General features: G+C 60.0%; 27 protein-coding genes and 1 tRNA gene. 17 read left to right on the plus strand and 11 right to left on the minus strand.

Annotated features, from left to right (window positions below):
- Nucleotides 1-101: 101 nt before the first annotated feature.
- The gene (locus KW839_RS24115; RefSeq protein WP_218425698.1) at nt 102-1,217 is read right to left on the minus strand and encodes an enoyl-CoA hydratase/isomerase family protein; all 1,116 of its coding nucleotides are present in this window, start codon (nt 1,215-1,217) and stop codon (nt 102-104) included.
- Between the two features lie 132 nt (nt 1,218-1,349).
- On the opposite strand from KW839_RS24115, the gene ung reads away from it, so the two are divergent.
- Nucleotides 1,350-2,042 (plus strand): uracil-DNA glycosylase, encoded by a 693-nt coding sequence (gene ung, locus KW839_RS24120; protein WP_060541224.1) that lies wholly within the window; start codon nt 1,350-1,352, stop codon nt 2,040-2,042.
- A gap of 113 nt (nt 2,043-2,155) precedes the next feature.
- Here ung and KW839_RS24125 read toward each other — a convergent pair whose 3' ends face one another.
- The 4 genes from KW839_RS24125 to KW839_RS24140 are packed head-to-tail and all read right to left on the minus strand — an operon-like array spanning nt 2,156 to nt 6,199.
- Nucleotides 2,156-3,196, minus strand: a complete 1,041-nt coding sequence (locus KW839_RS24125) for an AbrB family transcriptional regulator (protein ID WP_218425699.1) — start codon at nt 3,194-3,196, stop codon at nt 2,156-2,158.
- Nucleotides 3,189-4,703, minus strand: coding sequence for a tripartite tricarboxylate transporter permease (locus KW839_RS24130; protein WP_218425700.1), 1,515 nt, complete (start codon nt 4,701-4,703; stop codon nt 3,189-3,191). Before KW839_RS24130 ends, KW839_RS24125 begins: the two co-directional genes overlap by 8 nt.
- Before the next feature lies 1 nt (nt 4,704).
- Nucleotides 4,705-5,163, minus strand: coding sequence for a tripartite tricarboxylate transporter TctB family protein (locus tag KW839_RS24135; protein WP_060541227.1), 459 nt, complete (start codon nt 5,161-5,163; stop codon nt 4,705-4,707).
- Nucleotides 5,164-5,221: 58 nt separating this feature from the next.
- Entirely contained in the window at nt 5,222-6,199 is a 978-nt protein-coding gene (locus KW839_RS24140; protein WP_218425701.1) for a tripartite tricarboxylate transporter substrate binding protein, read from the minus strand.
- A 441-nt stretch (nt 6,200-6,640) separates the two neighbouring features.
- Here KW839_RS24140 and KW839_RS24145 point away from each other — a divergent pair, with 441 nt between their 5' ends.
- The gene (locus tag KW839_RS24145) at nt 6,641-7,312 is read left to right on the plus strand and encodes a response regulator (protein ID WP_060541229.1); all 672 of its coding nucleotides are present in this window, start codon (nt 6,641-6,643) and stop codon (nt 7,310-7,312) included.
- On the plus strand, nt 7,305-8,693 hold the full coding sequence (locus tag KW839_RS24150) for a sensor histidine kinase (protein WP_060541230.1): 1,389 nt from the start codon (nt 7,305-7,307) through the stop codon (nt 8,691-8,693). The genes KW839_RS24145 and KW839_RS24150 overlap by 8 nt, the downstream gene beginning before the upstream one ends.
- A 589-nt stretch (nt 8,694-9,282) precedes the next feature.
- Here the strand turns inward: KW839_RS24150 and KW839_RS24155 are convergent.
- Together KW839_RS24155 and KW839_RS24160 are read right to left on the minus strand one after the other, a co-directional pair.
- Nucleotides 9,283-10,104, minus strand: coding sequence for an HDOD domain-containing protein (locus KW839_RS24155; RefSeq protein ID WP_060541231.1), 822 nt, complete (start codon nt 10,102-10,104; stop codon nt 9,283-9,285).
- Nucleotides 10,105-10,131: 27 nt separating this feature from the next.
- On the minus strand, nt 10,132-11,073 hold the full coding sequence (locus KW839_RS24160) for a folate-binding protein YgfZ (protein WP_060541232.1): 942 nt from the start codon (nt 11,071-11,073) through the stop codon (nt 10,132-10,134).
- 148 nt (nt 11,074-11,221) lie between these two features.
- On the opposite strand from KW839_RS24160, the gene KW839_RS24165 reads away from it, so the two are divergent.
- Complete coding sequence (locus KW839_RS24165; RefSeq protein WP_060541233.1) at nt 11,222-11,476, plus strand: succinate dehydrogenase assembly factor 2; 255 nt, start codon at nt 11,222-11,224, stop codon at nt 11,474-11,476.
- Nucleotides 11,460-11,912 (plus strand): protein YgfX, encoded by a 453-nt coding sequence (locus KW839_RS24170; protein WP_060541234.1) that lies wholly within the window; start codon nt 11,460-11,462, stop codon nt 11,910-11,912. Before KW839_RS24165 ends, KW839_RS24170 begins: the two co-directional genes overlap by 17 nt.
- Here KW839_RS24170 and nadB read toward each other — a convergent pair.
- Complete coding sequence (gene nadB / locus KW839_RS24175) at nt 11,881-13,497, minus strand: L-aspartate oxidase (protein WP_218425702.1); 1,617 nt, start codon at nt 13,495-13,497, stop codon at nt 11,881-11,883. The genes KW839_RS24170 and nadB overlap by 32 nt on opposite strands.
- Nucleotides 13,498-14,047: 550 nt before the next feature.
- On the opposite strand from nadB, the gene rpoE reads away from it, so the two are divergent.
- The 4 genes from rpoE to KW839_RS24195 all read left to right on the plus strand — a co-directional run bounded on the left by rpoE (nt 14,048) and on the right by KW839_RS24195 (nt 17,819).
- Entirely contained in the window at nt 14,048-14,629 is a 582-nt protein-coding gene (rpoE, locus tag KW839_RS24180; protein ID WP_003172477.1) for an RNA polymerase sigma factor RpoE, read from the plus strand.
- Nucleotides 14,630-14,660: 31 nt separating this feature from the next.
- Nucleotides 14,661-15,248 (plus strand): sigma-E factor negative regulatory protein, encoded by a 588-nt coding sequence (locus KW839_RS24185; RefSeq protein ID WP_060541236.1) that lies wholly within the window; start codon nt 14,661-14,663, stop codon nt 15,246-15,248.
- 8 nt (nt 15,249-15,256) lie between these two features.
- The gene (locus tag KW839_RS24190) at nt 15,257-16,216 is read left to right on the plus strand and encodes a MucB/RseB C-terminal domain-containing protein (protein WP_218425703.1); all 960 of its coding nucleotides are present in this window, start codon (nt 15,257-15,259) and stop codon (nt 16,214-16,216) included.
- Between the two features lie 178 nt (nt 16,217-16,394).
- The gene (locus KW839_RS24195; protein WP_218425704.1) at nt 16,395-17,819 is read left to right on the plus strand and encodes a DegQ family serine endoprotease; all 1,425 of its coding nucleotides are present in this window, start codon (nt 16,395-16,397) and stop codon (nt 17,817-17,819) included.
- 72 nt (nt 17,820-17,891) lie between these two features.
- Here the strand turns inward: KW839_RS24195 and KW839_RS24200 are convergent, their stop codons facing one another.
- Nucleotides 17,892-19,325 (minus strand): M48 family metalloprotease, encoded by a 1,434-nt coding sequence (locus KW839_RS24200; protein WP_060541239.1) that lies wholly within the window; start codon nt 19,323-19,325, stop codon nt 17,892-17,894.
- Between the two features lie 98 nt (nt 19,326-19,423).
- Here KW839_RS24200 and KW839_RS24205 point away from each other — a divergent pair, with 98 nt between their 5' ends.
- Both KW839_RS24205 and KW839_RS24210 read left to right on the plus strand, forming a co-directional pair.
- The gene (locus tag KW839_RS24205) at nt 19,424-19,663 is read left to right on the plus strand and encodes a sulfurtransferase TusA family protein (protein ID WP_060541240.1); all 240 of its coding nucleotides are present in this window, start codon (nt 19,424-19,426) and stop codon (nt 19,661-19,663) included.
- Between the two features lie 30 nt (nt 19,664-19,693).
- On the plus strand, nt 19,694-20,764 hold the full coding sequence (locus KW839_RS24210) for an AI-2E family transporter (protein WP_060541241.1): 1,071 nt from the start codon (nt 19,694-19,696) through the stop codon (nt 20,762-20,764).
- Nucleotides 20,765-20,909: 145 nt separating this feature from the next.
- Here the strand turns inward: KW839_RS24210 and KW839_RS24215 are convergent, their stop codons facing one another.
- Both KW839_RS24215 and KW839_RS24220 read right to left on the minus strand, forming a co-directional pair.
- Nucleotides 20,910-21,383: a peroxiredoxin gene (locus tag KW839_RS24215; RefSeq protein WP_060541242.1), complete on the minus strand. Its 474-nt coding sequence runs from the start codon at nt 21,381-21,383 to the stop codon at nt 20,910-20,912.
- A 10-nt stretch (nt 21,384-21,393) separates the two neighbouring features.
- Nucleotides 21,394-21,954 carry a glycine cleavage system protein R gene (locus KW839_RS24220; RefSeq protein ID WP_060541243.1) on the minus strand — a complete coding sequence of 187 codons (561 nt, stop codon included), beginning with the start codon at nt 21,952-21,954 and terminating at the stop codon, nt 21,394-21,396.
- A gap of 329 nt (nt 21,955-22,283) precedes the next feature.
- Between KW839_RS24220 and dapA the strand changes: the two genes are divergently transcribed.
- From dapA to KW839_RS27785, 6 genes are all read left to right on the plus strand, one after another.
- Complete coding sequence (dapA, locus tag KW839_RS24225) at nt 22,284-23,162, plus strand: 4-hydroxy-tetrahydrodipicolinate synthase (RefSeq protein ID WP_060541244.1); 879 nt, start codon at nt 22,284-22,286, stop codon at nt 23,160-23,162.
- A gap of 17 nt (nt 23,163-23,179) precedes the next feature.
- Entirely contained in the window at nt 23,180-24,295 is a 1,116-nt protein-coding gene (gene bamC, locus KW839_RS24230) for an outer membrane protein assembly factor BamC (RefSeq protein WP_218425705.1), read from the plus strand.
- Nucleotides 24,296-24,299: 4 nt separating this feature from the next.
- Nucleotides 24,300-25,058, plus strand: a complete 759-nt coding sequence (locus KW839_RS24235; protein ID WP_060541246.1) for an MBL fold metallo-hydrolase — start codon at nt 24,300-24,302, stop codon at nt 25,056-25,058.
- Between the two features lie 28 nt (nt 25,059-25,086).
- Entirely contained in the window at nt 25,087-25,800 is a 714-nt protein-coding gene (gene purC / locus KW839_RS24240; RefSeq protein ID WP_060541247.1) for a phosphoribosylaminoimidazolesuccinocarboxamide synthase, read from the plus strand.
- 84 nt (nt 25,801-25,884) lie between these two features.
- Nucleotides 25,885-25,974, plus strand: a tRNA-Ser gene (locus KW839_RS24245).
- A 284-nt stretch (nt 25,975-26,258) separates the two neighbouring features.
- A complete protein-coding gene (locus tag KW839_RS27785) occupies nt 26,259-26,606 on the plus strand; it encodes a hypothetical protein (RefSeq protein WP_256352813.1) in 348 nt (115 codons plus the stop codon).
- The last annotated feature ends 93 nt before the right edge of the window (nt 26,607-26,699 follow it).

Consider the following 26,699-nt stretch of genomic DNA (forward strand, 5'->3'; position numbering starts at 1 on the left):
CCATTTGTGGGAGCGGGCTTGCTCGCGAAGGCGGAGTGTCAGACAACAAGAATGTGGCTGACACTCCGCCTTCGCGAGCAAGCCCGCTCCCACATCGGTTTTCAGTATTCCGACGACAGATCCGCCAACGGGTGCCGACCTTCCCACGCCTTGTGAAAATGCGCCTCCACGACCGCATCCGGCACGTTGTTGACATCCGGCCAGTGCCAGTGGGGCTTCTGATCCTTGTCGATCAACCGCGCGCGCACCCCTTCGCTGAACTCCGGATGACGGCAGCAGTTGAGGCTCAGGGTGTATTCCATCTGAAAAACCTGGGCCAGTGACAGGTGCCGGGCGCGCTGGATCTGCTCCCAGACCAGGTGCGCAGTCAGTGGCGAGCCTGCGCTCATGGTCTTCGCCGCCCGACTGAGCAGCGGGTCGGTGTGATCGGCCAACGCACTGATGGCTTTCCACGCGCAACGCACATCACTGACATCCAGCCATTCGTCGATCTGTCGACGACGTGGCAGCCATTGGGCTTCGGGCATCCCGGCCACGGCTTCCTGCTGCAACGCCTTGAGCAGACTGTTGAGCTGCATGGGTGTCTGTTCCTGCCAGTTCAATTGCAACAGACCTTCGATCAGGTCCTGTTGCTGCTCATCGAGCAGGAAACGGTCCGCCAGGTCCAGATCGATGGCGTCGCGGCCGTTCATGTGGGCACCGGTCAGCCCCAGGAACAACCCGAGCTTGCCCGGCAGTCGCGACAGGAACCAGCTGGCGCCGACGTCCGGGTACAGGCCGATGCTGATCTCGGGCATTGCCAGGCGGCTGCTCGGTGTGACGATGCGGATATTTGCGCCTTGCAACAACCCCATGCCACCGCCGAGCACATAACCATGCCCCCAGCAGATCAGCGGTTTGGGGTAGGTGTGCAGGTTGAAGTCCAGGCGATACTCCGCGGCAAAAAATTGCGCGGCCAATGGCGGCACCTCACCCGGGTGGGCACGACAGGCGTCCACCAGGCTGCGCACTTCGCCGCCGGCGCAAAAAGCCTTTGCGCCATTGCCGCGCAACAGCACGCAGACGATTTGCGCGTCCCTGGCCCAAACGTCCATGCGCTCGCGCAGGGCGTTGATCATCGGCAGGGACAGGGCATTGAGTGACTGTTCGGCGTCCAGGCTGGCGATGCCGATGCGGGCGCCGTCGGTGCCGGTGAGTTCTTCGAAGTGCAGATTCATCGTGACCTCGATCGGGAATTTGAATGTTCAGTATGATCGCTGCGTAGGAAAGTGCTGGATCTGCGTCAGAGCAATTGACAAGCCAGGGAGGGTTTCCTAGGGTTCGCCCCATTGTCTTTACCGGATGTAACCATGACTGCAGATGACCGTATCAAACTCGAACCGAGCTGGAAGGAGGCACTGCGTGCCGAATTCGACCAGCCCTACATGACAGAGTTGCGAAACTTTCTGCAACAGGAGCGCGCGGCCGGCAAAGAGATCTATCCACCGGGGCCGATGATATTCAACGCGCTCAACTCTACCCCGCTGGACAAGGTCAAGGTGGTCATCCTTGGCCAGGACCCGTATCACGGCCCGGGCCAGGCCCATGGCCTGTGCTTTTCAGTGCAGCCCGGGGTGCCGGCGCCACCGTCGCTGGTGAACATCTATAAAGAGCTCAAGCGCGACCTGAACATCGACATCCCCAATCACGGCCACCTGCAGAGCTGGGCCGATCAGGGCGTGTTGATGATCAACACCACCATGACGGTGGAACGCGCCAACGCCAACGCGCACAAGGACAAGGGCTGGCAGTTTTTCACCGACCGGATCATTGAAGTGGTCAGCCAGCATCAGCCACATCTGGTGTTCATGCTGTGGGGCGCGCATGCCCAGAGCAAGCAGAAGCTGATCGATGCGACCAAGCACCTGGTGCTGACCTCGGTGCATCCGTCACCGCTGTCGGCCTATCGTGGCTTCCTCGGTTGCGGGCACTTTGGCCGGACCAACAAGTTTCTCGAACAGAATGGCGAGACGCCGATCGAGTGGCGGTTGCCGCCGGTTTAAGCGGCGATGATGAGGGCCTCTTCGCGAGCAAGCCCGCTCCCACATTGGCTTTGTGGACACCGCAAAAACCCATGTGGGAGCGGGCTTGCTCGCGAAGAAGGCACCTCGGTCTATCAGACTGAATCTGGATTGCGGTTCCAATATCTGAACAAAGGCTCCGCCAGAAACAACACAAACAACAACCGCATCACCTGCATCGCCGTTACCAGCGGCACCGACAGTTGCAGGGTTTGCGCCGTCAGGCTCATCTCGGCAATCCCCCCGGGCATCATGCCCAATGTCAGAGACCGCAGATCCAGATGGGTCAGCGCGCTCAAGGCCAATGCCGCTGCCGTGGCGATCAGCATGGTCAGCACCGTGCCGATCAACGTCCGGCCCATGAACGACGGGGCGCGACGGAAAAACTGCCGGTTGAAGTGACAACCCAGACCACTGCCGATCAGCCATTGGCCGATCTCGCTGCCGCCGTTGGGCAAGGCGATGTGCAGGTCCCAACCGATGCTCACCGCAGCCGTCACCAGCAACGGCCCGAACAGCCAGGGGTTGGGTTGACGCAGACGCTCCCAGATCCAGGCCGCCAAAGCGCCCGCCGGGAATAGAAGTGCCAGCCAGCGCCAGTCCACAATGGTGGCATGGGAGACCGGCGTACCGTCGCCCATCAAATACTTGAATGCCGCCGGTACACAGAGCACCACCACCAGCACCCGCAAACTCTGCCCCGCCGCCACGCGACTGAGCACCGCGCCATTGCGCGCGCCGAGGTTGACCATCTCCCCTGAACCGCCGGGCATGCTGGAGAAAAACGCGGTGGCGCGATCTTCACCGGTGCGCCGCATCAACCAGACCCCGACCACGGCGGACAGGCTGGTGACCAAGGCTCCGAAGAAGATCAAACCGAAATGACTGAGCACCTGTTCCATCACCACCGGGGTGAAGTGCAGGCCGATACCGATACCGATGACCCACTGGCCGCACTTGCGCCCGCCAGGGATTTCCGCCAGTTGCCAGGGAGTCAGGCAGCGCACGAGGATGATCGCCAGCAACGAGCCGACCATCCACGGCAGAGGCCAGCCGACCTGGCTGGCGAGGTACCCGCCGAACAGGCCGACCAGCGGGGTTGCCCACCAGGCTTTGAAGGGTGTTCGATCAGACATCGGCGATAACGCGCCGTGCAACCGAACGTTTGCGCCAGATCCGCAGCAGCGGCACCAACAGCATGACCACGGTCAGCACCCAGACACCGAAGGTGATCGGGCTCGACCAGAGGATCTCCAGCGCACCGTTGGAAATCGACAGCGCGCGACGCAGGTTTTGTTCCATCAGCCCTCCGAGAATGAACCCCAGCAGTACCGGCGACAGCGGGAAGTCCAGTTTACGCAGGATGTAGCCGAAGATGCCGATGCCGACCATCAGGAACAAGTCGAAGGTGGTGGCGTGCACCGCATAGACGCCGATCCCTGTGATGATCGCGATCACCGGCACCAGTGCCCAGTTCGGCACGGCGAGGATGCGGGTGAAGATGCGGATCATCGGAATGTTGAGGATCACCAGCATGATGTTGGCGATGAACAACGAGGCAATCAGGCCCCAGACGATGTCCGGTTGCTGCTGGAACAGCAGGGGGCCGGGAGTGATGTTGTACAGCGACAGGGCGCCGATCATCACCGCCGTCGTACCTGAACCCGGCACGCCGAGGGTCAGCATCGGCACCAGGGCGCCGCAGGCGGATGCACCGATGGCGGTTTCGGGAGCGGCGAGACCGCGCATGTCGCCCTGGCCGAAGGTACCTTTGGCGCCGGCGATACGTTTTTCGGTCATGTAGGCCACGGCGCTGGCCAGGGTTGCACCGGCTCCAGGCAATACACCCATGATGAAACCGAATACACCGCAACGGATGTTCACAACGAACACCGCTGAAGCTTCCTTGAAGTTGAACATCATGCGCCCGGTCGCCTTCACCGCTTCCTGGCCTCTATGGGTTTTTTCCAGCAGCAGGAGGATTTCACTGATGGAGAACAGGCCCAGCACCAGCACGACAAACTGAATGCCGTCAGTGAGGTGGATGTTGTCGCCGGTGAAGCGGTACACACCGCTGTTGGCATCGATGCCAACGGTCGACAGAAACAGGCCGATCAATGCGGCGATAAAGGTTTTCAGTGGTCGGTCACCGGCCATGCCGCCCAGACAGACAATGGCGAACACCATCAGCACGAAGTATTCCGCCGGGCCGAAGGCAATTGCCCATTTCGCCAGCAGCGGGGCAAACAGCACCATGCCGCAGGTGGCGATGAACGCACCGATGAAAGAACTCCAAGCCGACAGAGACAAGGCCACACCAGCCAGGCCTTTGCGGGCCATCGGGTAACCGTCGAGGGTGGTCATCACGGTGGAGGCTTCGCCCGGAATGTTCAGCAGGATCGAGCTGATCCGCCCGCCATATTCGCAGCCCAGGTACACCGCCGCCAGCAGGATCAGCGCAGATTCCGGTGGCAAGCCGAGAGCGAACGCGATCGGGATCAACAACGCCACGCCGTTGATCGGGCCCAGACCCGGCAACAGGCCGACGACGGTGCCGATCAGGGTGCCGCACAGGGCGGTCACCAGGTTGTACGGGCTCAGCGCGACGCCGAAACCCTGACTCAAATAGCCAAGGGTATCCATATCAGTTCTCCAGAACGTCGAGCAGGCCCAGGGGCAGCGGCACGTCCATCAACTTGTCGAACAACAGGTAGAGTCCAACGGCCATCAGCGTGGTGACGACCACGCTGGGCAGCCAGCGACCGCCATACAGGCGCGCCATCGGAATACCGATCAGGATGCTGCTGAGGATGAAGCCCAGAGGTTCGAACAACCCGGCGAAGATCAGCAGCAGCACGATGCAGAGGCCAATCTTGTTCAGGGTTTCACGGTCCAGTTTCGGGTCGTCTTCGCTGTGCACGATAGGTGTCGGTCGAAACGCCATGTACAACAGCGCGCAACCCATCAGGGCGAGCATCAGCAAGGGAAAGGCCCGAGGCCCCACCGGTTCGTAGGAAAAAGCCGCTTGATACGGCCACGCCATCAAGGCCAGGCCGACACAGGCCAGCAACAGCACCGAAGCGAAAATACGTTGTAAGAGCATAAGGAACTCCTGTGCCGCGGCTCCGCAAAACGGAGCCGCAGCCGCTAGACAGAGGCGATCACTGGATCAGGCCGAACTCTTTGGCCAGCACTTTGTAGTCCGCGACTTGCTTCTTCACGTAGGTGTCCAGCTCCGGGCCGGTCATGGCGAACGGGAAGAGTTCGCGCTGATCGCGCAGCTTGGCGAATTCCTCGGACACCAGGAGTTTGTCGAAGGAATCTTTCCACCAGGCGTAGTCTTCATCGCTGACTTTCGGCCCGAGGTAGAAGCCGCGAACCACCGGCCAGACGATGTCGTAGCCTTGCTCTTTGGCGGTAGGGATGTCTTTCATCTCCGGCTCGTCCAGGCGCTTGTCGGAGAACACCGCCAGCAGACGCATGTCCCCGCTCTGGATGTGCGGCATGGAGTCGGAAATGTCCGTGCTGCCGACCTGGATGTGACCGCCGAGCAGGGCGGTGGCGATTTCACCGCCGCCTTCGAGGGCAACGTAGCGCAGGTCCCGCGGGTTGATCCCGGCGGCTTTGGCGATCAGCGCGGTTTGCATCCAGTCCTGGCTGCCGACGGTGCCGCCGGAACCGATCACCACGGAGCTCGGATCTTTCTTCAGGGCCTGCACCAGATCGTCCAGAGTCTTGTAGGGCGAATCGTTTTTCACTGCGATGGCGCCGTAGCTGGTGCCCACCGCTGCCAGCCAGCGCACGTTGGTTTCGTCGAAGCGACCGAACTTGCCCTGGGCCAGGTTCAACAGCGAGCCACTGGACCAGGCCACCAGCGTGCCGGCATCGGCAGGGCGCTGGGCGACCACTGCGTTGTAGGCCACCGCACCGACGCCGCCAGGCATGTAGGTCACGCGCATCGGCTTGCTCAGCAGCTTCTCGTTGACCAGCGCGCTTTGCGCCAGTTTGCAGGTCAGGTCGAAACCACCGCCGGGCGAGGCCGGGGCGATGCATTCCGGGCGTTTTGGCTCGGCCATGAGTGGGCCGGCGAACAGCACACAGCTGGCGGCGAGGGCGAAACGGCGCAGTGATCGATTCATTGTTGTCTCCACGGGAGTTATTGTTTTTGGGGATGATTCAAGCGCGACGATTTCTTACGCTTTGAGTGTGTTCAGTTCGGCGCGGTCTGAACGACGAGCAGCCGGCTTCGGCGCTGGCAAGCGTAAGAACAGGGGATCGATGAAGTGGGCGGGGCGGGCAAGCCTGAAGCTGTGTGGGCAGCATGATGCAATACCTCGTTTATTGTTCTTATTGGCGAAAACGCTTCAAGGCGTTTTTCGGTAGTTACATGGCAAGGCACGTTTCAAACTACGATTCGATGGTCTGCAGTCGAAACCATCCGTGGGCCGACTCTAACGTGCCAACCTTTCGCTAACCTTTCATCGGGCTTTCATGTTTTTTCGGGCTTCACAGCGTCGGTTGCGGCGGTAAACTCCGCGCCAAAGAATGGCGTCGACCATCCCTGAACGAGGTAAAGATCCATGCGTGTCCTGCTCGTCGAAGATCATCTGCAGCTCGCCGATAGTGTCGCCCAGGCACTGAAAAGCACCGGGTTGACCGTGGACGTGCTGCACGATGGCGTGGCTGCCGATCTGGCGCTGGGCAGCGAGGAATACGCCATGGCGATTCTCGATGTCGGCCTGCCGCGCATGGATGGTTTCGAAGTGCTGGCGCGCCTGCGTGCCCGGGGCAAGAATCTGCCGGTGCTGATGCTCACCGCCCGCAGTGACGTCAAGGATCGGGTCCATGGCCTGAACCTGGGTGCCGACGATTACCTGGCCAAGCCTTTCGAGCTGAGCGAGCTCGAAGCCCGGGTCAAAGCCTTGCTGCGCCGCAGCGTGCTGGGCGGTGAGCGCATCCAGCGCTGCGGTGTGCTGGCCTATGACCTGGAAACCCGGCGCTTCACCCTCGGCGAAGAACTGCTGACCCTGACTTCCCGCGAGCAGGCCGTGCTCGAAGCCTTGATTGCCAGGCCTGGCCGAGTGATGAGCAAGGAGCAACTGGCCTCGCAGGTGTTCGGCCTAGACGAAGAAGCCAGCCCCGATGCGATCGAAATCTACGTGCATCGCTTGCGCAAGAAACTCGATGGCCAGCCGGTCGCCATCGTGACCTTCCGCGGCCTCGGCTACTTGCTGGAAAGCCGCGATGCATAAGCCCAACAGCCTGCGCTGGCGGTTGCTATGGAACCTCGCGCTGTTGTTGGTGGTACTGATGCTGGCCAGCGGTCTGAGCGCCTACTGGAACGGTCGCGAGGCCGCCGACACCGCCTATGACCGGACCTTGCTGGCATCGGCGCGGACCATTGCCGCCGGCGTCACCCAGCGCGACGGCACGCTGAGTGCGGACGTACCTTATGTAGCCCTCGATACCTTCGCTTACGACAGCGCCGGGCGGATTTTCTACCTGGTCAACGACATCAATCAGAAGCTGATTTCCGGTTACGAAAACCTTCCACCACCACCTCCCGGTACGCCTCGCACCGACGACTATCCGGCCCTGGCGCGTTTTTACAACGCGACCTATCGAGGGCAGAACGTGCGAGTGGTGAGCCTGCTCAAGCCGGTCAGCGAACCGAACATGAACGGCATGGCGGAAATCCGCGTGGCGGAGACTGATGAGGCGCGCGTCAGCATGGCCCGCAGTCTGGCGGCGGACACTTTGCTGCGTCTGGGCATGCTGGCGATTGGTGCGTTGATGGTGGTGTGGTTTGCGGTCAGTGCCGCGCTGCGTCCGCTGGAGCGCTTGCGCTCGGCGGTGGAAGAGCGTCAGCCGGATGACCTTCGGCCATTGCCGCTGGTGGAAGTGCAACATGAGTTGTGGCCGTTGGTGCGTGCGCTCAATCACTTTACCGAGCGCTTGCGCGGGCAGTTCGAACGCCAGGCGCAGTTCATTGCCGATGCGGCCCATGAACTGCGAACCCCGTTGGCAGCGCTCAAGGCACGCCTGGAGTTGGGCATGCGCTCAAGTGAACCGCAGGCCTGGCGCAGTACCCTGGAAACCGCAGCGCAGAGTACTGACCGCTTGACCCATCTGGCCAATCAGTTGCTGTCCCTGGCTCGGGTCGAAAATGGCGCCAGGGCCATTGCCGAAGGCGGCGCGCAGTTGCTGGATCTAAGTCAGCTGGCACGGGAGCTGGGCATGGCCATGGCACCCTTGGCGCATAAACGCGGTGTCGCACTGGCGCTGGAAGCGGACGAACCGGTGTGGTTGCGCGGTGAACCGACGCTGTTAAACGAACTGCTGAGCAATCTGGTGGATAACGCCCTGGCCCACACGCCGCCGGGTGGCAACGTCATCTTGCGCGTCACGGCCCCGGCGGTGCTTGAGGTGGAGGATGACGGACCGGGGATTCCTCTGGATGAACGTGACCGGGTGTTCGAACGTTTTTACCGGCGTAACCAGCAGGTGGCCGGTTCGGGGTTGGGCTTGGCCATTGTCGGAGAAATCTGCCGCGCGCACCTGGCACAGATCAGTCTGCATGATGGCGAGCAGGCGGGGTTGAAGGTGCGGGTGAGTTTTATCGCCGGGGAGTGATGCTGTTTGTACCGGCCTCATCGCGAGCAGGCTCGCTCCCACATGGAATCAGCAGCGGACACAAAATCTGCGTACGACCACAGATCCACTGTGGGAGCTGGCCTGCCGGCGATGGCGGTGTGTCAGTCACCAGTGATATTGGATGTGCCGGCCTCATCGCGAGCATGCTCGCTCCTACAGTGAATCTGTAGCGGACACAAAATCTGCGTACGACCACAGATCCACTGTGGGAGCTGGCCTGCCGGCGATGGCGGTGTGTCAGTCACCAGTGATATTGGATGTGCCGGCCTCATCGCGAGCATGCTCGCTCCTACAGTGAATCTGTAGCGGACACAAAATCTGCGTACGACCACAGATCCACTGTGGGAGCTGGCCTGCCGGCGATGGCGGTGTGTCAGTCGCCTGAGATGTTGGATGTGCCGGCCTCATCGCGAGCAGGCTCGCTCCTACAGTGAATCTGTAGCGCACACAAAATCTGCGTACGACCACAGATCCACTGTGGGAGCTGGCCTGCCGGCGATGGCGCAGTGTCAGTCACCAGAGATGTTGGATGTGCCGATCTCATCGCGAGGGACGACACGGTCCCTGATCAGTAAAACATCGACCGCGACTCTTCCAGCTCGGTACACATCGCCTTGTTGTCGATGTCGACCCCGAGTTTGCCGAAGGCCGGCACGCTCAAAACATCGACGCGAGCCAGCGGGTGATCGGTGTCTTTGTGGCAGTACAGGCTGGCAACCTGTACCAGATCCACATAATCGACCCGGGCGGACTGGCGTTTCAAATCCAGGTACAACTGCGGCACCTGCACCAGCAGGTCCGGAAAATCCCAGACCTTGAGCAGTTTCTCACCGATCAATGGATGGATCTGATCAATCACATGATTGAGGCTGACCGGGTCGGACAGCAGTTCATAGTGATCTTCGGCATAAGTCAGGATCGGCAGCACGCCAATCTGATGCACCAACCCACCCAGAGCTGCCTGATCGGGCTTGAGGCGGGTATAGGTGCGGCACAGTGCGTAGCTGATGCCGGCGATTTCCAGGCTTTTACGCCAGACTTCGCGCATCTTCTGTTCGACCACATCGGAGCGGGCATTGAAGATCTGCTCCATGACCAGGCCGATTGCGAGGTTGCTGCTGTAGTTGATGCCCAGGCGGGTGATCGCCGTGTGCAGATCAGTCACTTCGTGGGTGGCGCGCAGCAGCGGGCTGTTGACGACTTTGATCAAGCGCGCTGACAGCGCGGCATCGCGGCCAATCACCTTGCTCAGTGTGCTGACGCTGATTTCCGGATCCTCGGCGGCCTTGCGAATCTGCAGGGCCACTTCCGGCAATGTCGGCAGCACCAGATCATCGTTATTGATGGCCGTAACCAAATCCTGTTGGACCCTTTCCGCCAGCTCGCTCATTTAGTCTCTCTAGGCCAGTTGCCGCCGTTATTGCTGTATCTCGCGATCGCGATCCAGTGCATACGGCAAGTCGAGCAGTTGCAGGGATGGCCCTTCGGTCGTTCCCAGGTGGATATCTCCACTTTCTGCTGCCTCGGCTTGCAACACCGCCAGGAGCTCAATGTTCTGTCCAGCACGAGCGGCAAGTACCACCTCGCCGATGGAGCTGCCATGGGTCGGGGCAAACAGCGGCACGCCAGGCTCAGGCAGTTCGCCGCCAGCCAGTTGCAGGCGATACAGGCGGCGCTTGAGTTTGCCCAGGTACTGCATTCGCGCGACGATTTCCTGGCCGGTGTAGCAGCCTTTCTTGAAGCTCACGCCACCGATGGCTTGCAGGTTGAGCATCTGCGGGATGAACAACTCGCGGGTAGCCGGCATGACCTGGCCAATCCCGGCGCGGACCTGGCCCAGCAGCCATTGATTGAGATCGCCCTCGCTCAACGCCGCGGACAGTTTGCCCTTGATGCTGTCGGCCTGGTCGGCGGCGACCCACAATTCGGCACGCTCAGGTGAGATGCGAATGGCGATCAGTGCGTCATTGCGCACGACGCTGTCGGTTTCTGCGGGTAGCTCAAGGCCCAGACCGGCCAGTGCCGCATCGCCGTGATCAACGCCGAAGCGCACCCACGCGGCACTTTCATCGGTCAGCTTCGATTTGGAGAACACTGCGTATTTCTTCAGATCCGCCAATTGCGGTTCCAGCAACTCGGTGGCCATGGCCATTAGAACGCCATCACCTTCGAGCAGGATGCGAAAACTCGATTGCATCCGGCCCTTTTGCGTGCAGCGTGCGCCGAGGCTGGCCCGGGTGTCGCTCAGGTAATTGAGGTTGCAGGTCAACTGGCCTTGCAGGAATTTGCTGGCGTCCGCGCCGCGGACCGCGAGAACGCCTTCATGAGTCAGGGTGCAGAAAAAAGCGGAATCGGCCATGGGTCATCGCAGGGTAAAGAGTCTGGGGCACATCATAAGGGGGCGCCCTTGAAATGGGTAGTTTACAAAGGATCGCCGGTCCCGACCAAAGCCGACTGTTCGCCAGTGCGCGGGCCTGTATACTTGCGGCCTATTTGAGGAGCGCTCCATGGTCGAAGATGTTGAACTGAACCGCCTCTACTGGCACAGCCGCCGCGGCATGCTTGAGCTTGACGTGTTGCTGGTGCCATTCGTAAAAGAGGTTTACCCGCATCTCAATGAGGTTGATCGCGCCTGCTACGTCAGGTTGCTCGAATGCGAAGATCAGGACATGTTCGGCTGGTTCATGGAACGCAACGAATCCGAGGACCCTGAGCTGCAGCGCATGGTTCGCATGATCCTGGATCGTGTCCAGCCCAAGTAATTCGTTCGAATGCCGCTGGCATGCCTCACGGCAGTTGCTGGCGGCGTATCTGTTGGCCCAGCTGTTCGCCCTGGGTTCGCTGTTTTTTCTCTCGATTCCGTACTGGGCCAGGCTGCTCGGCGTTTTACTGTGCCTGGCGCACGGGTTTTGGTCGTTGCCCAGGCAGATATTGCTGACACACCCGCAGGCATTGCGCGGCTTGCGTCGTGATGCCGATGGCTGGCAGTTATGGAATCAGAAGTCGGGTTGGCAGCCTGTGCAATTAAGGCCGGACAGCCTGGCGTTGCCGTTGATCGTGGTGCTGCGTTTTCGTCTGCGTGGCGAGCGCCGGGTCAGGGCCATTTGCGTGCCCCGGGACGCACAGGCGGCGGATGTGCACCGCCGCCTGCGCGTGCGACTCAAGTTCAGTCGGCGTAGGTGGGCGGCACCAGGATAGTGTCCAGGGCGACCGGCAACAGGTTCGGGTAGTCGAGGGTGTAATGCAGGCCCCGGCTTTCCTTGCGTTCCATGGCTGAGAGAATCATCAGTTCGGCAACCTGGGCCAGGTTGCGCAACTCGATCAGGTCGCGGCTGACTTTGTAGTTACTGTAGAACTCGTCAATTTCATCCAGCAGCAGTTGCACGCGGTGTTGTGCGCGCTGCAGGCGCTTGTTGGTGCGCACGATGCCCACGTAGTCCCACATGAACCGGCGCAACTCATCCCAGTTGTGCGCAATGATCACGTCCTCATCGGAGTCGGTGACCTGGCTGGCATCCCAGACGGGCAGGGGGGCAGGCATCGAAACCCGAGGCAGTTGGTCGATAATGTCTGCTGCTGCCGACCGCGCATAAACGAAACATTCCAGCAGCGAGTTGCTGGCCATGCGGTTGGCGCCATGCAGGCCGGTGAAGCTGGTTTCGCCAATGGCATACAGCCCCGGCACGTCGGTACGGCCATGCTGGTCGACCATCACGCCACCGCAGGTGTAATGGGCCGCCGGCACCACCGGAATCGGTTGCTTTGTGATGTCGATGGAAAATTCCAGGCAGCGTTCGTACACCGTCGGGAAGTGCGTCTTGATGAACGCTTCGGGCATGTGGCTGATGTCCAGGTAGACGCAGTCGATGCCCAGGCGCTTCATTTCGTGGTCGATGGCTCGTGCAACGATGTCCCGTGGTGCCAGTTCGGCCCGAGGGTCGAAGCGCTGCATGAATCGTTCGCCGTTGGGCAGTTTCAGGTGTGCACCTTCACCGCGCAGGGCTTCGGTGATCAGAAAACTCTTGGCTTGCGGGTGATACAGGCAAGTGGGGTGGAACTGGTTGAATTCCAGGTTCGCCACCCGGCACCCGGAGCGCCAGGCCATGGCGATGCCATCACCGCAGGCGCCATCGGGGTTGCTGGTATAGAGGTAGACCTTGGCGGCGCCGCCGGAGGCGAGGATCACGAAGCGCGCGCCATAAGTGTCGACTTCTCCTGTGCCGCGATTGAGCACGTAGGCGCCGAGGCAGCGATCACCGGCCAGGCCCAGGCGCTTTTCGGTGATCAGGTCAACGGCGACGCGCTGTTCCAGCAATTCGATGTTGGGACGTTTCCTGGCTTGGTCGAGCAAGGTGCGGAAAATCGCTGCGCCGGTGGCATCGGCTGCATGAATGATACGTCGATGGCTATGGCCGCCTTCGCGGGTCAGGTGGAACTCGAAACCGCCATCCTCGGTGCCGGATTGCTCATCGCGGGTAAAAGGTACCCCCTGGTCGATCAGCCACTGGATCGCTTCCTTGCTGTGCTCGACGGTAAAGCGCACGGCGTCTTCATGACAGAGTCCGCCGCCGGCGTTGAGCGTGTCCTCGACATGGGATTCGACAGTGTCGGTGTCATCGAGAACGGCGGCCACACCGCCCTGGGCCCAGAACGTCGAACCGTTGGCCAGATCGCCCTTGCTCAGTACGGCAATGCGCAAATGACCGGGCAAGGTCAGCGCAAGGCTCAAACCGGCAGCACCGCTGCCAATTACCAGAACATCGTGTTGAAACTGTTGGCTCATTTCAGGATTCCGCTCAAAGCGACCCGGTTCGGGGTTGGCGCACCTCATTTGCGAGTCAAGGCAGCCGCACAGCCCACTAGTATATAGAGGGGGGGAGCGGCACAATACCCGAGCGCGCATGGCATTGTGAAACTACCGTTACGGAAAATTCCGGACGCTTCGTCGGATGTTTTTTTGTCCCTTGGGCGACAAAGGAGCGGTATCGTCGATTTACCGGTCTTTTTCCCTCCACGGTTGCACAATGTCTGTTCGGCACAGCTATAAATATTTGGAACTTTTGTCAAAGTGCCATGATCAATAGACCGTTGCCTGAATCAAGGGACAGTGTCGGTTTCGATGGGGGATTGCGGTTCGATCCCTGCCAGCGGATCCGACGACAAGATTATTCGCGCAGCCGGGTCAACTCGCGCTGCGCTTTTCGTGCGTGCCAATCAGAGCCCGCAGGAAACTTGCCTGGAGGGGGAGAACTTTTGCGAAAAGTCCGAGTCTATGTTTGCAAGTCTGGTCGTTTTGTTCTGCAAGCCTCCTCCATGCTTATTGAGGAGTGTTCATGCTAACCCAGGAAGAGGATCAGCAACTGGTCGAACGCGTTCAGCGCGGCGACAAGCGTGCTTTCGATCTGCTAGTGCTGAAATATCAGCACAAAATTCTCGGGTTGATCGTGCGTTTTGTGCACGACACCCATGAAGCCCAGGACGTCGCACAGGAAGCTTTTATCAAGGCGTACCGTGCACTTGGAAATTTTCGCGGAGACAGCGCGTTTTATACGTGGCTTTACCGCATCGCCATCAACACGGCGAAGAATTATCTGGTTTCACGCGGCCGCCGGCCGCCGGATAGCGATGTTAGTTCCGAGGATGCAGAGTTCTACGATGGCGATCACGGCCTGAAGGATCTCGAATCACCAGAACGGGCTTTGCTGCGGGATGAGATCGAAGGCACCGTCCATCGAACCATTCAGCAACTGCCGGAAGATTTGCGTACGGCGTTAACTTTACGTGAGTTCGACGGTCTGAGTTACGAGGATATTGCGAGCGTCATGCAATGTCCGGTGGGTACCGTGCGCTCCCGGATTTTCCGCGCCCGGGAGGCCATCGATAAAGCCCTGCAACCGTTGTTGCAGGAAAACTAAAGACAGCGGCGACAGCCAAGAGAGGAACGCCATGAGTCGTGAAGCCCTGCAGGAATCGCTGTCCGCAGTGATGGATAACGAAGCGGACGAACTGGAATTGCGTCGGGTATTAAGTGCCTGCGACGATGTTGAAACCCGTGATACATGGGCTCGTTATCAGATCGCTCGGGCAGTGATGCACAAGGATCTGCTGCTCCCGCGTCTGGATATTGCCGCGGCTGTATCCGCAGCGCTTGCTGACGAAGCCGTGCCGGCAAAAGCCTCACGTGGTCCATGGCGCAGCCTGGGTCGCCTGGCGGTCGCCGCTTCGGTCACCCTGGCCGTATTGGCAGGTGTTCGCCTGTACAACCAGGATGAGATCGCCGGCGTCGAACTGGCCCAGCAATCGAACCAGCCTGGTCTGGTTGCCCCTCAAGCAAAAGGCCCGGCTGTACTGGCAGGCTACAATGAGGGTTCAGAGACCACCGGTCCCATGGCCAATGGTGTTTTGCAAGGTCAGCCAGGCTGGCACGATCAGCGTCTGCCCGGGTACCTGCGCCAGCACGCACAGCAGGCTGCATTGAAAGGGACTGAGAGCGCGCTGCCATACGCTCGTGCCGCAAGTCTGGAAAACCAGTAAGGAGGATCATGCGCGCCATACCTTTACTTACGCTTGTGCTCAGTGGCTGGTTTGTTGTTCCAGCCCATGCCGATGAAGCCCAGGACTGGTTGAAACGTCTGGGCCAGGCCGAGCAGCAGCAGAGCTTTCAAGGTACTTTTGTCTACGAGCGTAACGGTAGTTTTTCTACGCACAACATCTGGCACCGCGTCCAGGATGGCAAGGTCCGTGAGCGTTTGCTCCAGCTTGACGGCTCGGCTCAGGAAGTCGTGCGCATTGATGGGCGTACTCAATGCGTCAGCGGCACACTCGTAGCAGGACTTGGGGATAGCCCCAATAACGCGGCTCGTGCACTCGATCCACAAAAGCTCAAGAATTGGTATGACCTTGCTGTCATTGGCAGCTCGCGCGTGGCCGGACGTTCGGCGGTGATCGTCTCGCTCACCCCTCGCGATCAACACCGCTATGGTTTTGAGTTGCACCTGGATAAAGAAACCGGGCTGCCGCTCAAGTCATTGTTGCTTAGCGACAAGGGACAGTTGCTGGAGCGCTTCCAGTTCACACGCCTGGATACTTCAGACATCCCTGCCGACAAGGATCTGCAGGCAGGCGCCGATTGCAAGGCCGTCAATCTTGAAGGCGACAAGGCTTCGGCCATCAAGGCTGCCCAGGTCTGGCACTCTGACTGGTTGCCACCAGGTTTCGAGCTGACCAGCAGCAGTGCGCGCAAGGATTCGGAGACCAAAACCCTGGTCAACAGTCTGATGTATGACGATGGTCTGACTCGTTTTTCGGTATTCCTCGAGCCTTTGAACGGCGCCAAAGTCACCGATACCCGCACGCAGTTGGGCCCGACCGTTGCCGTTTCCCGGCGCCTGACCACGGCTCAGGGCGATATGATGGTGACCGTAGTCGGCGAGATTCCGGTAGGTACCGCAGAGCGGATCGCGCTTTCAATGCGTACCGACGCAGCTGCAACCAAGCAGTGAGCTGAAACCGAAATGTTTCGTGAACATTTCAGTTTGCAAATATCCCTTGAATTTTTTATAGGTCAGAGCCCCTCGGCTCTGGCCTTGTTTGTTGTTCCCGGAACAAAAATACCGGCGTATTGTTCCCGGTGTTCCTTGCTCCATATCGCTTAACCATGCTCGTTGTAACGGGAGCCGTATGTCGATACCACGCTTGAAGTCTTACCTTTCCATTTTTGCTGCCGTGCTGGTGCTCGGTCAGGCGGTCACCGCTCAAGCGGTGGAGTTGCCTGATTTCACGCAACTGGTCGAACAGGCGTCGCCTGCGGTAGTGAACATCAGCACCACGCAAAAGCTGCCCGACCGCAAGGTCAATCAGCAGATGCCTGACCTCGAAGGCTTGCCGCCAATGTTGCGCGAGTTCTTCGAGCGCGGCATGCCGCCACAGTCTCGTTCGCCCCGTGATCGTCAGCGCGAAGCGACCTCCCTGGGTTCGGGTTTCATCATCTCGCCTGACGGCTACATCCTGACCAACAACCACGTGATCGCCGATGCCGACGAGATTCTCGTGCGTCTGGCCGACCGCAGTGAAATGAAGGCCAAGCTGGTCGGCACCGACCCGCGCTCGGACGTGGCCCTGCTGAAAATCGAAGGCAAGGACCTGCCGGTCCTCAAGCTTGGCAAATCCCAGGACCTGAAGGCCGGCCAATGGGTCGTGGCCATCGGCTCGCCGTTCGGCTTCGATCACACGGTGACCCAGGGCATTGTCAGTGCCGTGGGCCGCAGTCTGCCGAACGAAAACTATGTGCCGTTCATTCAGACCGACGTGCCGATCAACCCGGGTAACTCCGGTGGCCCGCTGTTCAACCTGAACGGTGAAGTGGTCGGCATCAACTCGCAGATCTATACCCGCTCCGGTGGTTTCATGGGCGTGTCGTTCGCGATTCCAATCGACGTGGCCATGGACGTTTCCAATCAGCTCAAAAGCGGTGGCAAGGTCAGTCGCGGCTGGTTGGGTGTGGTCATCCAGGAAGTGAGCAAGGATCTGGCCGAGTCGTTCGGCCTGGAGAAACCGGCCGGTGCGCTGGTTGCGCAAATCCAGGACGATGGCCCGGCTGCGAAGGGTGGGTTGCAAGTGGGCGACGTGATCCTGAGCATGAACGGTCAACCTATCGTCATGTCGGCCGACCTGCCACACCTCGTCGGTGCGTTGAAGGCGGGTGCCAAAGCCGATCTGGAAGTGATTCGCGACGGCAAGCGCAAGAACGTCGAACTGATTGTAGGCTCGATTCCGGACGACGATAAGGATGTCGGTGCGCTGCCAGGTACCAGCATCGAGCGCAGCAGCAACCGACTGGGTGTGTCCGTGGTCGAACTGACTGACGAACAGAAGAAGACCTACGACCTCAAGGGGGGTGTGCTGATCAAGGAAGTCCAGGACGGTCCTGCCGCCATGATCGGCCTGCAGCCGGGCGACGTCATCACTCACCTGAACAATCAGGCCATCGGCTCTGCCAAGGAGTTCGCGGACATCGCCAAGGCGTTGCCGAAGAACCGCTCGGTGTCGATGCGGGTCTTGCGTCAAGGTCGCGCCAGTTTCATTACCTTCAAACTGGCTGAATAGTCCGCTGGTTGGCTGAAACACAAACCGCCTCGAAAGAGGCGGTTTTTTTTGTCTGTTTTCCTGCTGGAGGAGTCAGCCCATCATGTCCTTGATCATGCGTTCCTGTTCCATGAGCTCCCGTTGTCGCGCGTCGATTCGCGATGCCAGCGGGAAGTTGCTCCCGGCCTTGCGCTTGGCGAAGTCCAGTTGCTGAATGGCCTGTTTGTAGTCCCCGACCAGCGCGAAATACTCGGCGCGCGCCTGATGCAGGCCGATGATGTTGCCTGACAAGCCGCGAGTCTCGGCCACCTGGTACCACACGTCCGGATCGTCCGGACGCGACTTGAGCAGGCCTTCGAGGGCTTTTTCCGCATCGGCGGTGCGGTTCTGCTTGAGCAGCAGGTCGACGCGCATCTGGTTCAGCGGATAATTGCCGGGGTATTGAGTCAGCAACCGATCCACTCGGGTCTGGGCATCTGCCAGGCGACTGTTGGTGATGTCCAGATCGACCTGCGCCAGATTGTAAATGATCTCGTTCGGCGCCTTGGCCAACAGCAGCTTGAGATTTTCTCTTGCCTCGTTCAGCCGACCGCCCTTGATCTGTGCGATCGCCAGGCCATAGCGTGCCACATCGCTATTGGGATTGCTGTCGAGCTCGGCGCGAAAACGCTTGGCACCAAGCCCTGGGGTTTCTTCGTAGATCAGTTGCACCCGTGCACGAATCAGTTGATAGCGCAGGCTGTCTTCAATGCCGCCGTGTGGAGCCAGTTCGGCGCGGTTTCGGGTGTCGGCGATCCGCGATTCGGTGACCGGGTGAGTCATCAGGAATTCCGGTGGCTTGGCGTCGAAGCGGTATTGGCGCCCCAGACGCTCGAACATGGTCGGCATCGAGCGTGGGTCGTATCCGGCTTTTTCCAGATTGAGGATGCCGATGCGGTCGGCTTCCTGTTCGTTCTGGCGCGAGAATCGCCGTTGTTCCTGAATCGCTGCTGCCTGGGACCCGGCAATGGCCGCGATCCCTGCATCGCCGCCGCCGGCAGCGGCCAGAACGATGCCGGCCAGCAAGGCGGCCATCATCGGCACCTGCATGCGCTGCTGGGCTTCCACGCCGCGGGCGAAGTGGCGTTGCGACAAGTGAGCCAATTCGTGCGCCAGTACCGAGGCGTACTCGCCTTCGGTCTGGGCGTTGAGGAACAGACCGCCGTTGACCCCGATGATCCCGCCCGGCGCTGCAAAGGCGTTGAGTTGAGGGCTGTTGATCAGAATGAATTCAAGGCGTCGGTCGTTGACCTGACTGGTCTCCACCAGCCGGTAAACGCTCGATTCCACGTAGTCCTTGAGTTCAGGATCGTTGAGCTGCGAGACCTGGCTGCGCAACAGCGCCAGCCAGGCACGACCCAACTGATATTCCTGTTGCGGCGAGACGATGGCAGAACTGGCGTCGCCGAGTGACGGCAGGTCGTCGGCGAAGCCTGGAGAGGCGAGCAGGCAAGCGAGCGTCAGCAGGGTGGGGCGCAGAAAAGTCATGCACAAAGCCTTAGTCGACAAAGACCTTACTGTAGCCGGACACCAGCCCTGCGACCAGATATTCTAGGTGACTCAAGCACCTGATCCGGAGTGAAATAATGACCGACGCTGTAGACCATGACGTTGAGCTGGACGCCAGCGGCCTGAATTGCCCCTTGCCGTTGCTCAAGGCCAAGATGGAACTCAATCGGCTGGCCAGCGGCGCGGTCCTCAAGGTCATCGCCACCGATGCGGGATCCCAGCGCGACTTCCGCACCTTTGCCCGATTGGCCGGTCATACCTTGCTTCGCGAAGAAGATGAAGCGGGTGTATACCGCTACTGGTTGAAAAAGGCCTGAAATCGCTGCGCGTTTTCCTAAGGATTATTGATGTTCAAAGTGTTGCGGGACTGGGTTCAGCGGTATTTCTCCGATGAAGAAGCGGTGGTGCTCGCGGTTTTGCTGTTTCTGGCCTTCACCGCCGTGCTTACCCTGGGTGGCATGCTGGCGCCGGTGTTGGCCGGGATGGTGCTGGCGTACCTGATGCAGGGACTGGTGGTAGCCCTTGAGCGCCTGCGAGTGCCCGGTGGGGTAGCGGTAGGGCTGGTCTTTGCCTTGTTCATGGGGATTTTGCTGGTGTTCATCGTGGTGGTGGTGCCGTTGCTCTGGCACCAACTGATCACTTTGTTCAATGAATTGCCCGGCATGCTGGTCAAGTGGCAGTCGGTGTTGTTGTTGCTGCCCGAGCGCTATCCGCATCTGGTGTCCGACGAGCAGGTGTTGCGGGCCATCGAAGTGATGCGCGGTGAAATCGGCAAGTTCGGCCAGTGGGCGCTGACGTTTTCGCTGTCGAGCCTGCCGCTGCTGGTGAACATCATGATCTACCTGGTCCTGGTGCCGATCCTGGTGTTTTTCTTTCTCAAGGACCGGGAAATGATCGGCCAGTGGGTGCGCGGCTACCTGCCCCGGGAGCGGGCACTGCTGACCCGTGTCGCCCGTGACATGAACCGGCAGATCGCCAACTACATTCGCGGCAAGGTCATCGAGATTTTCATTTGCGGGGGAGTGACCTACGTCGCCTTCGTCGTCCTGGGGCTCAACTATGCAGCGCTGCTGGCGATGCTGGTGGGCATTTCGGTGGTGGTGCCCTACGTCGGCGCGGTGGTGGTGACGGTGCCGGTGTTGCTGATTGCGCTGTTCCAGTGGGGCTGGAGCGATCAGTTCATCTATCTGATGGCGGTTTACGGGATCATTCAGACCCTGGACGGCAATGTGCTGGTGCCGTTGCTGTTTTCGGAGGCGGTTAACCTGCACCCGGTGGCGATCATCTGTGCGGTGCTGTTGTTTGGCGGGCTGTGGGGCTTCTGGGGGGTGTTCTTCGCGATTCCCCTGGCGACGCTGTTCAAGGCCGTGCTGGATGCTTGGCCACGTAAAGAGCCGGTGGTTGCGCCGCTGCTGTAACGGGTATTTCAGGTTTTTCAGCGGGGCGGGCGACCCCTTCGCGAGCAAGCCCGCTCCCACATTCAACCCTGTTGCCTGGGCGGACACGGTTTAATGTGGGAGCGGGCTTGCTCGCGAAGGCGTTCGAATGGACGCCAGATATGGCTCAGGCCTTGTTCAATGCCTGGGCAGCCGCCAGAACGGCATCAACATGCCCCGGCACCTTCACGCCACGCCACTCCTGGCGCAGCACACCATCCTTGTCGATCAGGAACGTGCTGCGATCCACGCCCATGTATTCCTTGCCATACAGCTTTTTCAGCTTGATCACATCGAACAGCTGGCAGAGCGCTTCTTCCTTGTCGCTGATCAGCTCGAAGGTGAAGGCTTGCTTGGCCTTGAAGTTTTCATGGGATTTGAGGCTATCGCGCGACACGCCAAACACTTCGGTGTTGGCCGCTTTGAACGCTTCCAGCTGATCGCGAAAGCCCTGTCCCTGGGTAGTGCAACCCGGGGTGCTGTCCTTGGGGTAGAAGTAGATCACTACTTGCTTGCCCTTCAGGCCCGAGAGGCTGACGGTCTGCCCGCTGGTGGCGGGGGCTTCGAAATCGGCAACCGGTTGGTCGATGGCAACGGCCATGAAAGCTTCCTTACATTGGGTTCTGTGGGCGCCACGGTTCGATCAGGGCGTCCAGGTTCAACGCATCGGCGAAGTCCAGGAACTGATCACGCAACCAGCTGATCTGCACGCCGGCCGGCAAGGTCACGGTGAACGTGGCGTTGAGCATGGTGCCGCCGGTCTGCGGAGCCTGATAGGTGTCGCAGGTCAGGTTCTCCAGCTCGACGTTGTGGTCCATGAAGAACTGACACAGCTCATTGACGATGTCCGAGCGGTAGGCCGAGCTGACGTACGCGACGTATGGCAGGGCCTGGGGGCGGTTTTCCAGGGCGGCGCTGCGTACCACGTTGACGGTGAACGCATGCCGTTTGGCCAGTACCGGCAGGCTGCCTTCGAGGCGTGCCAGGGCATCCCAGCTGCCGGTGACTTCCAGCACCAGCGCACTGCATTCGCCGTGACGGGTCAGACGAGAGGTAACCACGGCGCAGCGATTTTCATGGCTGGCGCGGCACAGGACGTTGGTCAGCTCCATGGGGTTGGCGCCGAGGGCACTGATTACAAGGAATTGTTCGCGAACTGTGGGGGTGGACATGCAGCATTCCTAAAGCGATGAGCGGTCGATATAGCCAAGGGCTGTCTTGTCGGATGCAAGCCTGCGGATGCGAATTCAGAAAACCCGGCGCATTCAGGTTGCAACGTGCTCCAGTGTGGCAGGAGCGAGGGCTGGCAACGCTGGCTCGGGGCTTGTGATGTCGAAAAGGGAGGCGCAAACCCGACGTACAAGCTTGTCAGTATCGATCAAAGTCTGAAGGGTAGCGAAAACCGGCGCCAAGGGGAATGGCGGCAGCGCAGTACTTTGCTTGTGCAAGCATCTTGGCGCCAGTACCATTACGGCTCTCTTTTTCCGGCAGGAGCGGTTTCATGATTGCGGGCAGTATGGTGGCACTGGTCACACCCATGGATGCACAAGGGCGTCTTGACTGGGACAGCCTCAGCAAACTCGTGGACTTCCACCTTGAAAACGGCACCCATGCCATTGTCGCGGTCGGTACTACCGGCGAGTCGGCAACCCTCGATGTAGATGAGCACATCGCGGTCATCAAGGCCGTGGTCAAGCAGGTCAATGGCCGTGTTCCGGTGATCGCCGGTACCGGTGCCAACTCGACTCGCGAAGCCGTCGAATTGACCCGCAACGCCAAGGAAGCCGGCGCCGACGCCTGCCTGCTGGTAGTGCCGTATTACAACAAGCCGACTCAGGAAGGCTTGTACCAGCACTTCAAGCACATCGCTGAAGCGGTCGACATTCCACAGATCCTCTACAACGTTCCTGGCCGCACCTCCTGCGACATGCAGGCCGAGACCGTGATTCGCCTGTCCACCGTGCCGAACATCATCGGTATCAAGGAAGCGACCGGCGACCTCAAGCGCGCCAAGGCCATCCTCGATGGCGTGAGCAAGGACTTCATCGTGCTGTCCGGCGATGATCCGACCGCTGTCGAGCTGATTCTGCTGGGCGGCAAGGGCAATATCTCCGTCACCGCCAACGTCGCCCCGCGCGAAATGGCCGACCTGTGCGAGGCCGCGCTCAAGGGCGACGCCGAGACTGCACGGGCAATCAACGAAAAATTGATGCCGCTGCACAAGGACCTGTTCATCGAAGCCAACCCGATTCCGGTGAAGTGGGCTTTGGTCGAAATGGGCCTGATGCATGAAGGCATTCGCCTGCCGCTGACCTGGCTGAGCACACCTTGTCATGAAACGCTACGCACGGCCCTGCGCCAGTGCGGCGTCCTGGTTTAATTGAGGAAATACAACGCATGAAGCGAATGGCCGGACTTTCCGCACTTGCCTTGATTATCTCCAGCACCAGTGGCTGCGGATGGGTCTGGGGCCCGGAAGGTTATTTCCGTGACCGTGGTAGCGACTACCTGGTAGCGCAACAGACTGCACCGATGCAATTGCCGCCGGATATCACCACGGCCAAGCGCCTGGATCCGCTGTTGCCGATCCCGCGCAACGTGGCCGATGACACCGCCACGGGCGAATACATCGTTCCGCGGCCGCAGCCATTGACCGCTGCTGCCGATGCCAGCCCCTACACCCTGCAGAAGAGCGGCGACTCGCGCTCGATCCTGGCGCAGAGCCCGCCGGCCGAAGTCTGGCCCGTGGCCGTGCAGTTCTTCCAGGACAACGGTTTCCGCCTGGATGAACAGCGTCCGCAAACCGGTGAGTTCACCACCACCTGGCAGCACTCCGACGAACTGTCCGCAGCCATGGCCAAGCGCCTGAGCGCGGCCGGCGTCAGCGCCGACAGCCAAACCCGTGTACGGGTTCGCATCGAGCCGGGCGTGCAACGCAACACCAGTGAAGTGTACGTGGTCAGCGCCGAGCGTCCTGCCGGCAGCAGCGCCGACGTGGACTTCACCAATCGTTCGGTCAACACCGGCCTGGACGCGGCACTGGTCGACGACATGCTCGCGAGCATGAGCCGCATCTCGGAGAAGGGCGGTTCGGTCTCGATGCTGGCTTCGCGTGATTTCGACGCGCCTAGCCGTATCAGCCTGAGCGAAGACGGTAGCGGCAACCCTGTGCTGAACGTCGGCACCGATCTGGATCGTGCCTGGTCGAGTGTCGGTCGCGCGCTGGAACAGGGCGAATGGCGTGTTGAAGACATCAACCGCAGCCTGGGCCTGTACTACCTCAATCTGGCCGAAAAAGCCGAGAGCAAGGACGACAAGCCTGGCTTCTTCAGCAGCCTGTTCGGCACCGCGCCGAGCAAGGAAGAAGTTGAAGCCCGTGCCGAGCGTTATCAGGTTCGCCTGAGCAAGGTTGGCGATAACGTCCAGGTCACCGTCGAGAAAAACATCAACACCGTGGCGCCGGCAGACGTGGCGCGTAAAGTGTTGAGCGTTATTCAGGACAACCTGGGCTGATCACATGCGTTTTGCCGTTCTCGGCAGCGGTAGCCAAGGGAACGGCACGCTGATAGCCAGCGCTGACACGTATGTGCTGGTGGATTGTGGTTTCTCCCTGCGGGAAACCGAAAAACGCCTGCTGCGCCTGGGGGTGAACCCTGCGCAGCTGAGCGCGATACTCGTGACCCACGAACATGCCGACCACGTGCATGGCGTGGGTTTGCTGTCTCGGCGCTACAATCTGCCTGTCTACCTCAGTCGCGGGACCCTGCGCGGGATGCGCAAACCGATAGAACCCGCAGGCCTGCTGGCCGGCGGCGAGCAACTGCAAATCGGCGACTTGAGCATCGGTGTCATTGCCGTGGCCCACGATGCGCAGGAGCCGACGCAGTACGTATTCAGTGATGGTGAGCGGCGCTTCGGCCTGCTGACCGACCTGGGCTCGTATTGCGACAAGGTGCTGGACGGCTATCGTGACCTCGATGCATTGATGATCGAGTCCAACCATTGCCGGGACATGCTGGCTCGCGGTCATTACCCGTACTTTCTCAAGCAACGGGTGGGCGGTGAACTGGGGCATTTGAACAACCATCAGGCGGCATTCCTGGTGTCCGAGTTGGGCTGGCAAGGCCTGCAACACCTGGTCCTGGCCCATCTGAGCAGCAAGAACAACCTGCCGCAGCTGGCCCGGCAATGTTTCGTCGACACCCTCGGGTGCGACCCGGACTGGCTGCAACTGGCCGATCAAGATTCAGGGCTCGACTGGCGCCACATCGCCTAGCCCACCTACTTAGCAAGCGGAGCCCATCATGGAAAAACGTGAAGAACTCTACCGCGGCAAAGCCAAATCGGTTTACAAGACCGACGACGCTGACCGCTTGATCCTGCTGTTTCGCAACGACACCTCGGCGTTCGACGGCAAGCGTATCGAGCAGCTCGACCGCAAAGGCATGGTGAACAACAAGTTCAATGCCTTCATCATGCAAAAACTCGAAGCGGCCGGCGTACCGACCCAGTTCGACAAGCTGCTGGGCGACAACGAGTGCCTGGTGAAGAAGTTGGACATGATCCCGGTCGAGTGCGTCGTGCGTAACTACGCCGCCGGCAGCCTGGTCAAGCGCCTGGGTGTCGAGGAGGGCATGAAGCTCAACCCTTACACCTTCGAACTGTTCCTCAAGGACGACGCCAAGGGCGACCCGTTCATCAACGAATCCCACGTCGTGGCGTTCGGTTGGGGCACCGCCGAGCAACTGGTTCGCATGAAAGAACTGTCGCTCAAGGTCAACGAAATCCTCAGCAAGCTGTTCGACGACGCCGGCCTCTTGCTGGTGGACTTCAAGCTTGAGTTCGGCGTATTCAGTGACGGCTCCATCGTCCTGGGCGACGAGTTCAGCCCGGACGGCTGCCGCCTCTGGGACAAGGACACCAAGAAGAAGATGGACAAAGACCGCTTCCGCCAGGGCCTCGGTGACGTCATCGAAGCCTACGAAGAAGTCGCCAATCGTCTGGGCGTACCGCTTTAATCGACGCAAGCATCTGAAAGCACAGAAAATATTTCGCCTGGGGGGTTCGCTTTAGGCGAAAGTGTTGTTATGATGCGCGCCGTTGGAGAGATGCCAGAGTGGCCGAATGGGACGGATTCGAAATCCGTTGTACCTTCACCGGTACCTAGGGTTCGAATCCCTATCTCTCCGCCATTATTGAATAAGACTAAGCCCCTGTAATCGTTAGCGATTACAGGGGCTTTTTCGTTTCCGTCGTATTATTTAGGGTGTTTTTAGGGCATAAACCTCGCCGTGTTGCCGCTCTAGCCCGCTCTAAACCCCAACGTTTCGACACGACGATAAGGGCGTGTTCTGTGAGGGACTAAGGATGATCTGCATTAAACGTCATCTCATGGTGCCTTACACCGCCGACGTGAGCGATTTCCGCTACTGGAATTCTCCAGAGCTTTAGCAGGCATCGGGCTTTTTTCGAATAAATGAAGGAGAGCTTTGAGGTCCTTTATGTGGAGTTGGCTGAAGGGCCACGTATGATGTTGATCGGACTGCACCCACGTATGGCGGGCCGTCCCGGGCGGGTAAGGGCGATCAAGCAATTTATCGCGTTTGCCAAGCAATATGGAGATGTGTGGTTTCCTGCGCGCGAAGAAATCGCCCGTGCCTGGCTGAACGAACTTGAGGGACTGCCGAACGACCACCTATGGCCGATTGCATTCTGTCCCGGTGGGCTGCAAGCGACCCTTATCTTCAACAAAATCGCCCGATTCGCCTTGAGTTTGTTCAATTGTCACGACTGTCCCGTCCTGAATAAGGTTTACACCTTCTGACCTATTTTCAGGAGGGAGCAATGGATTCGGGGAAAAGGCGCAGTCAGCGCGATTACACGCTGGCTTTTAAATTGTCGGTGGTCGATCAGGTCG

The organism is Pseudomonas sp. PDM31, assembly GCF_019218965.1.
Classification (GTDB): Bacteria; Pseudomonadota; Gammaproteobacteria; order Pseudomonadales; family Pseudomonadaceae; genus Aquipseudomonas.

What these genes read in the sequence shown, in the direction of transcription:
- KW839_RS24115 (WP_218425698.1), bottom strand. Translation starts at nt 1,217, where the DNA reads ATGAATCTGCACTTCGAAGAACTCACCGGCACCGACGGCGCCCGCATC.
- ung (WP_060541224.1), top strand. Translation starts at nt 1,350, where the DNA reads ATGACTGCAGATGACCGTATCAAACTCGAACCGAGCTGGAAGGAGGCA.
- KW839_RS24125 (WP_218425699.1), bottom strand. Translation starts at nt 3,196, where the DNA reads ATGTCTGATCGAACACCCTTCAAAGCCTGGTGGGCAACCCCGCTGGTC.
- KW839_RS24130 (WP_218425700.1), bottom strand. Translation starts at nt 4,703, where the DNA reads ATGGATACCCTTGGCTATTTGAGTCAGGGTTTCGGCGTCGCGCTGAGC.
- KW839_RS24135 (WP_060541227.1), bottom strand. Translation starts at nt 5,163, where the DNA reads ATGCTCTTACAACGTATTTTCGCTTCGGTGCTGTTGCTGGCCTGTGTC.
- KW839_RS24140 (WP_218425701.1), bottom strand. Translation starts at nt 6,199, where the DNA reads ATGAATCGATCACTGCGCCGTTTCGCCCTCGCCGCCAGCTGTGTGCTG.
- KW839_RS24145 (WP_060541229.1), top strand. Translation starts at nt 6,641, where the DNA reads ATGCGTGTCCTGCTCGTCGAAGATCATCTGCAGCTCGCCGATAGTGTC.
- KW839_RS24150 (WP_060541230.1), top strand. Translation starts at nt 7,305, where the DNA reads ATGCATAAGCCCAACAGCCTGCGCTGGCGGTTGCTATGGAACCTCGCG.
- KW839_RS24155 (WP_060541231.1), bottom strand. Translation starts at nt 10,104, where the DNA reads ATGAGCGAGCTGGCGGAAAGGGTCCAACAGGATTTGGTTACGGCCATC.
- KW839_RS24160 (WP_060541232.1), bottom strand. Translation starts at nt 11,073, where the DNA reads ATGGCCGATTCCGCTTTTTTCTGCACCCTGACTCATGAAGGCGTTCTC.
- KW839_RS24165 (WP_060541233.1), top strand. Translation starts at nt 11,222, where the DNA reads ATGGTCGAAGATGTTGAACTGAACCGCCTCTACTGGCACAGCCGCCGC.
- nadB (WP_218425702.1), bottom strand. Translation starts at nt 13,497, where the DNA reads ATGAGCCAACAGTTTCAACACGATGTTCTGGTAATTGGCAGCGGTGCT.
- rpoE (WP_003172477.1), top strand. Translation starts at nt 14,048, where the DNA reads ATGCTAACCCAGGAAGAGGATCAGCAACTGGTCGAACGCGTTCAGCGC.
- KW839_RS24185 (WP_060541236.1), top strand. Translation starts at nt 14,661, where the DNA reads ATGAGTCGTGAAGCCCTGCAGGAATCGCTGTCCGCAGTGATGGATAAC.
- KW839_RS24190 (WP_218425703.1), top strand. Translation starts at nt 15,257, where the DNA reads ATGCGCGCCATACCTTTACTTACGCTTGTGCTCAGTGGCTGGTTTGTT.
- KW839_RS24195 (WP_218425704.1), top strand. Translation starts at nt 16,395, where the DNA reads ATGTCGATACCACGCTTGAAGTCTTACCTTTCCATTTTTGCTGCCGTG.
- KW839_RS24200 (WP_060541239.1), bottom strand. Translation starts at nt 19,325, where the DNA reads ATGACTTTTCTGCGCCCCACCCTGCTGACGCTCGCTTGCCTGCTCGCC.
- KW839_RS24205 (WP_060541240.1), top strand. Translation starts at nt 19,424, where the DNA reads ATGACCGACGCTGTAGACCATGACGTTGAGCTGGACGCCAGCGGCCTG.
- KW839_RS24210 (WP_060541241.1), top strand. Translation starts at nt 19,694, where the DNA reads ATGTTCAAAGTGTTGCGGGACTGGGTTCAGCGGTATTTCTCCGATGAA.
- KW839_RS24215 (WP_060541242.1), bottom strand. Translation starts at nt 21,383, where the DNA reads ATGGCCGTTGCCATCGACCAACCGGTTGCCGATTTCGAAGCCCCCGCC.
- KW839_RS24220 (WP_060541243.1), bottom strand. Translation starts at nt 21,954, where the DNA reads ATGTCCACCCCCACAGTTCGCGAACAATTCCTTGTAATCAGTGCCCTC.
- dapA (WP_060541244.1), top strand. Translation starts at nt 22,284, where the DNA reads ATGATTGCGGGCAGTATGGTGGCACTGGTCACACCCATGGATGCACAA.
- bamC (WP_218425705.1), top strand. Translation starts at nt 23,180, where the DNA reads ATGAAGCGAATGGCCGGACTTTCCGCACTTGCCTTGATTATCTCCAGC.
- KW839_RS24235 (WP_060541246.1), top strand. Translation starts at nt 24,300, where the DNA reads ATGCGTTTTGCCGTTCTCGGCAGCGGTAGCCAAGGGAACGGCACGCTG.
- purC (WP_060541247.1), top strand. Translation starts at nt 25,087, where the DNA reads ATGGAAAAACGTGAAGAACTCTACCGCGGCAAAGCCAAATCGGTTTAC.
- KW839_RS27785 (WP_256352813.1), top strand. Translation starts at nt 26,259, where the DNA reads ATGAAGGAGAGCTTTGAGGTCCTTTATGTGGAGTTGGCTGAAGGGCCA.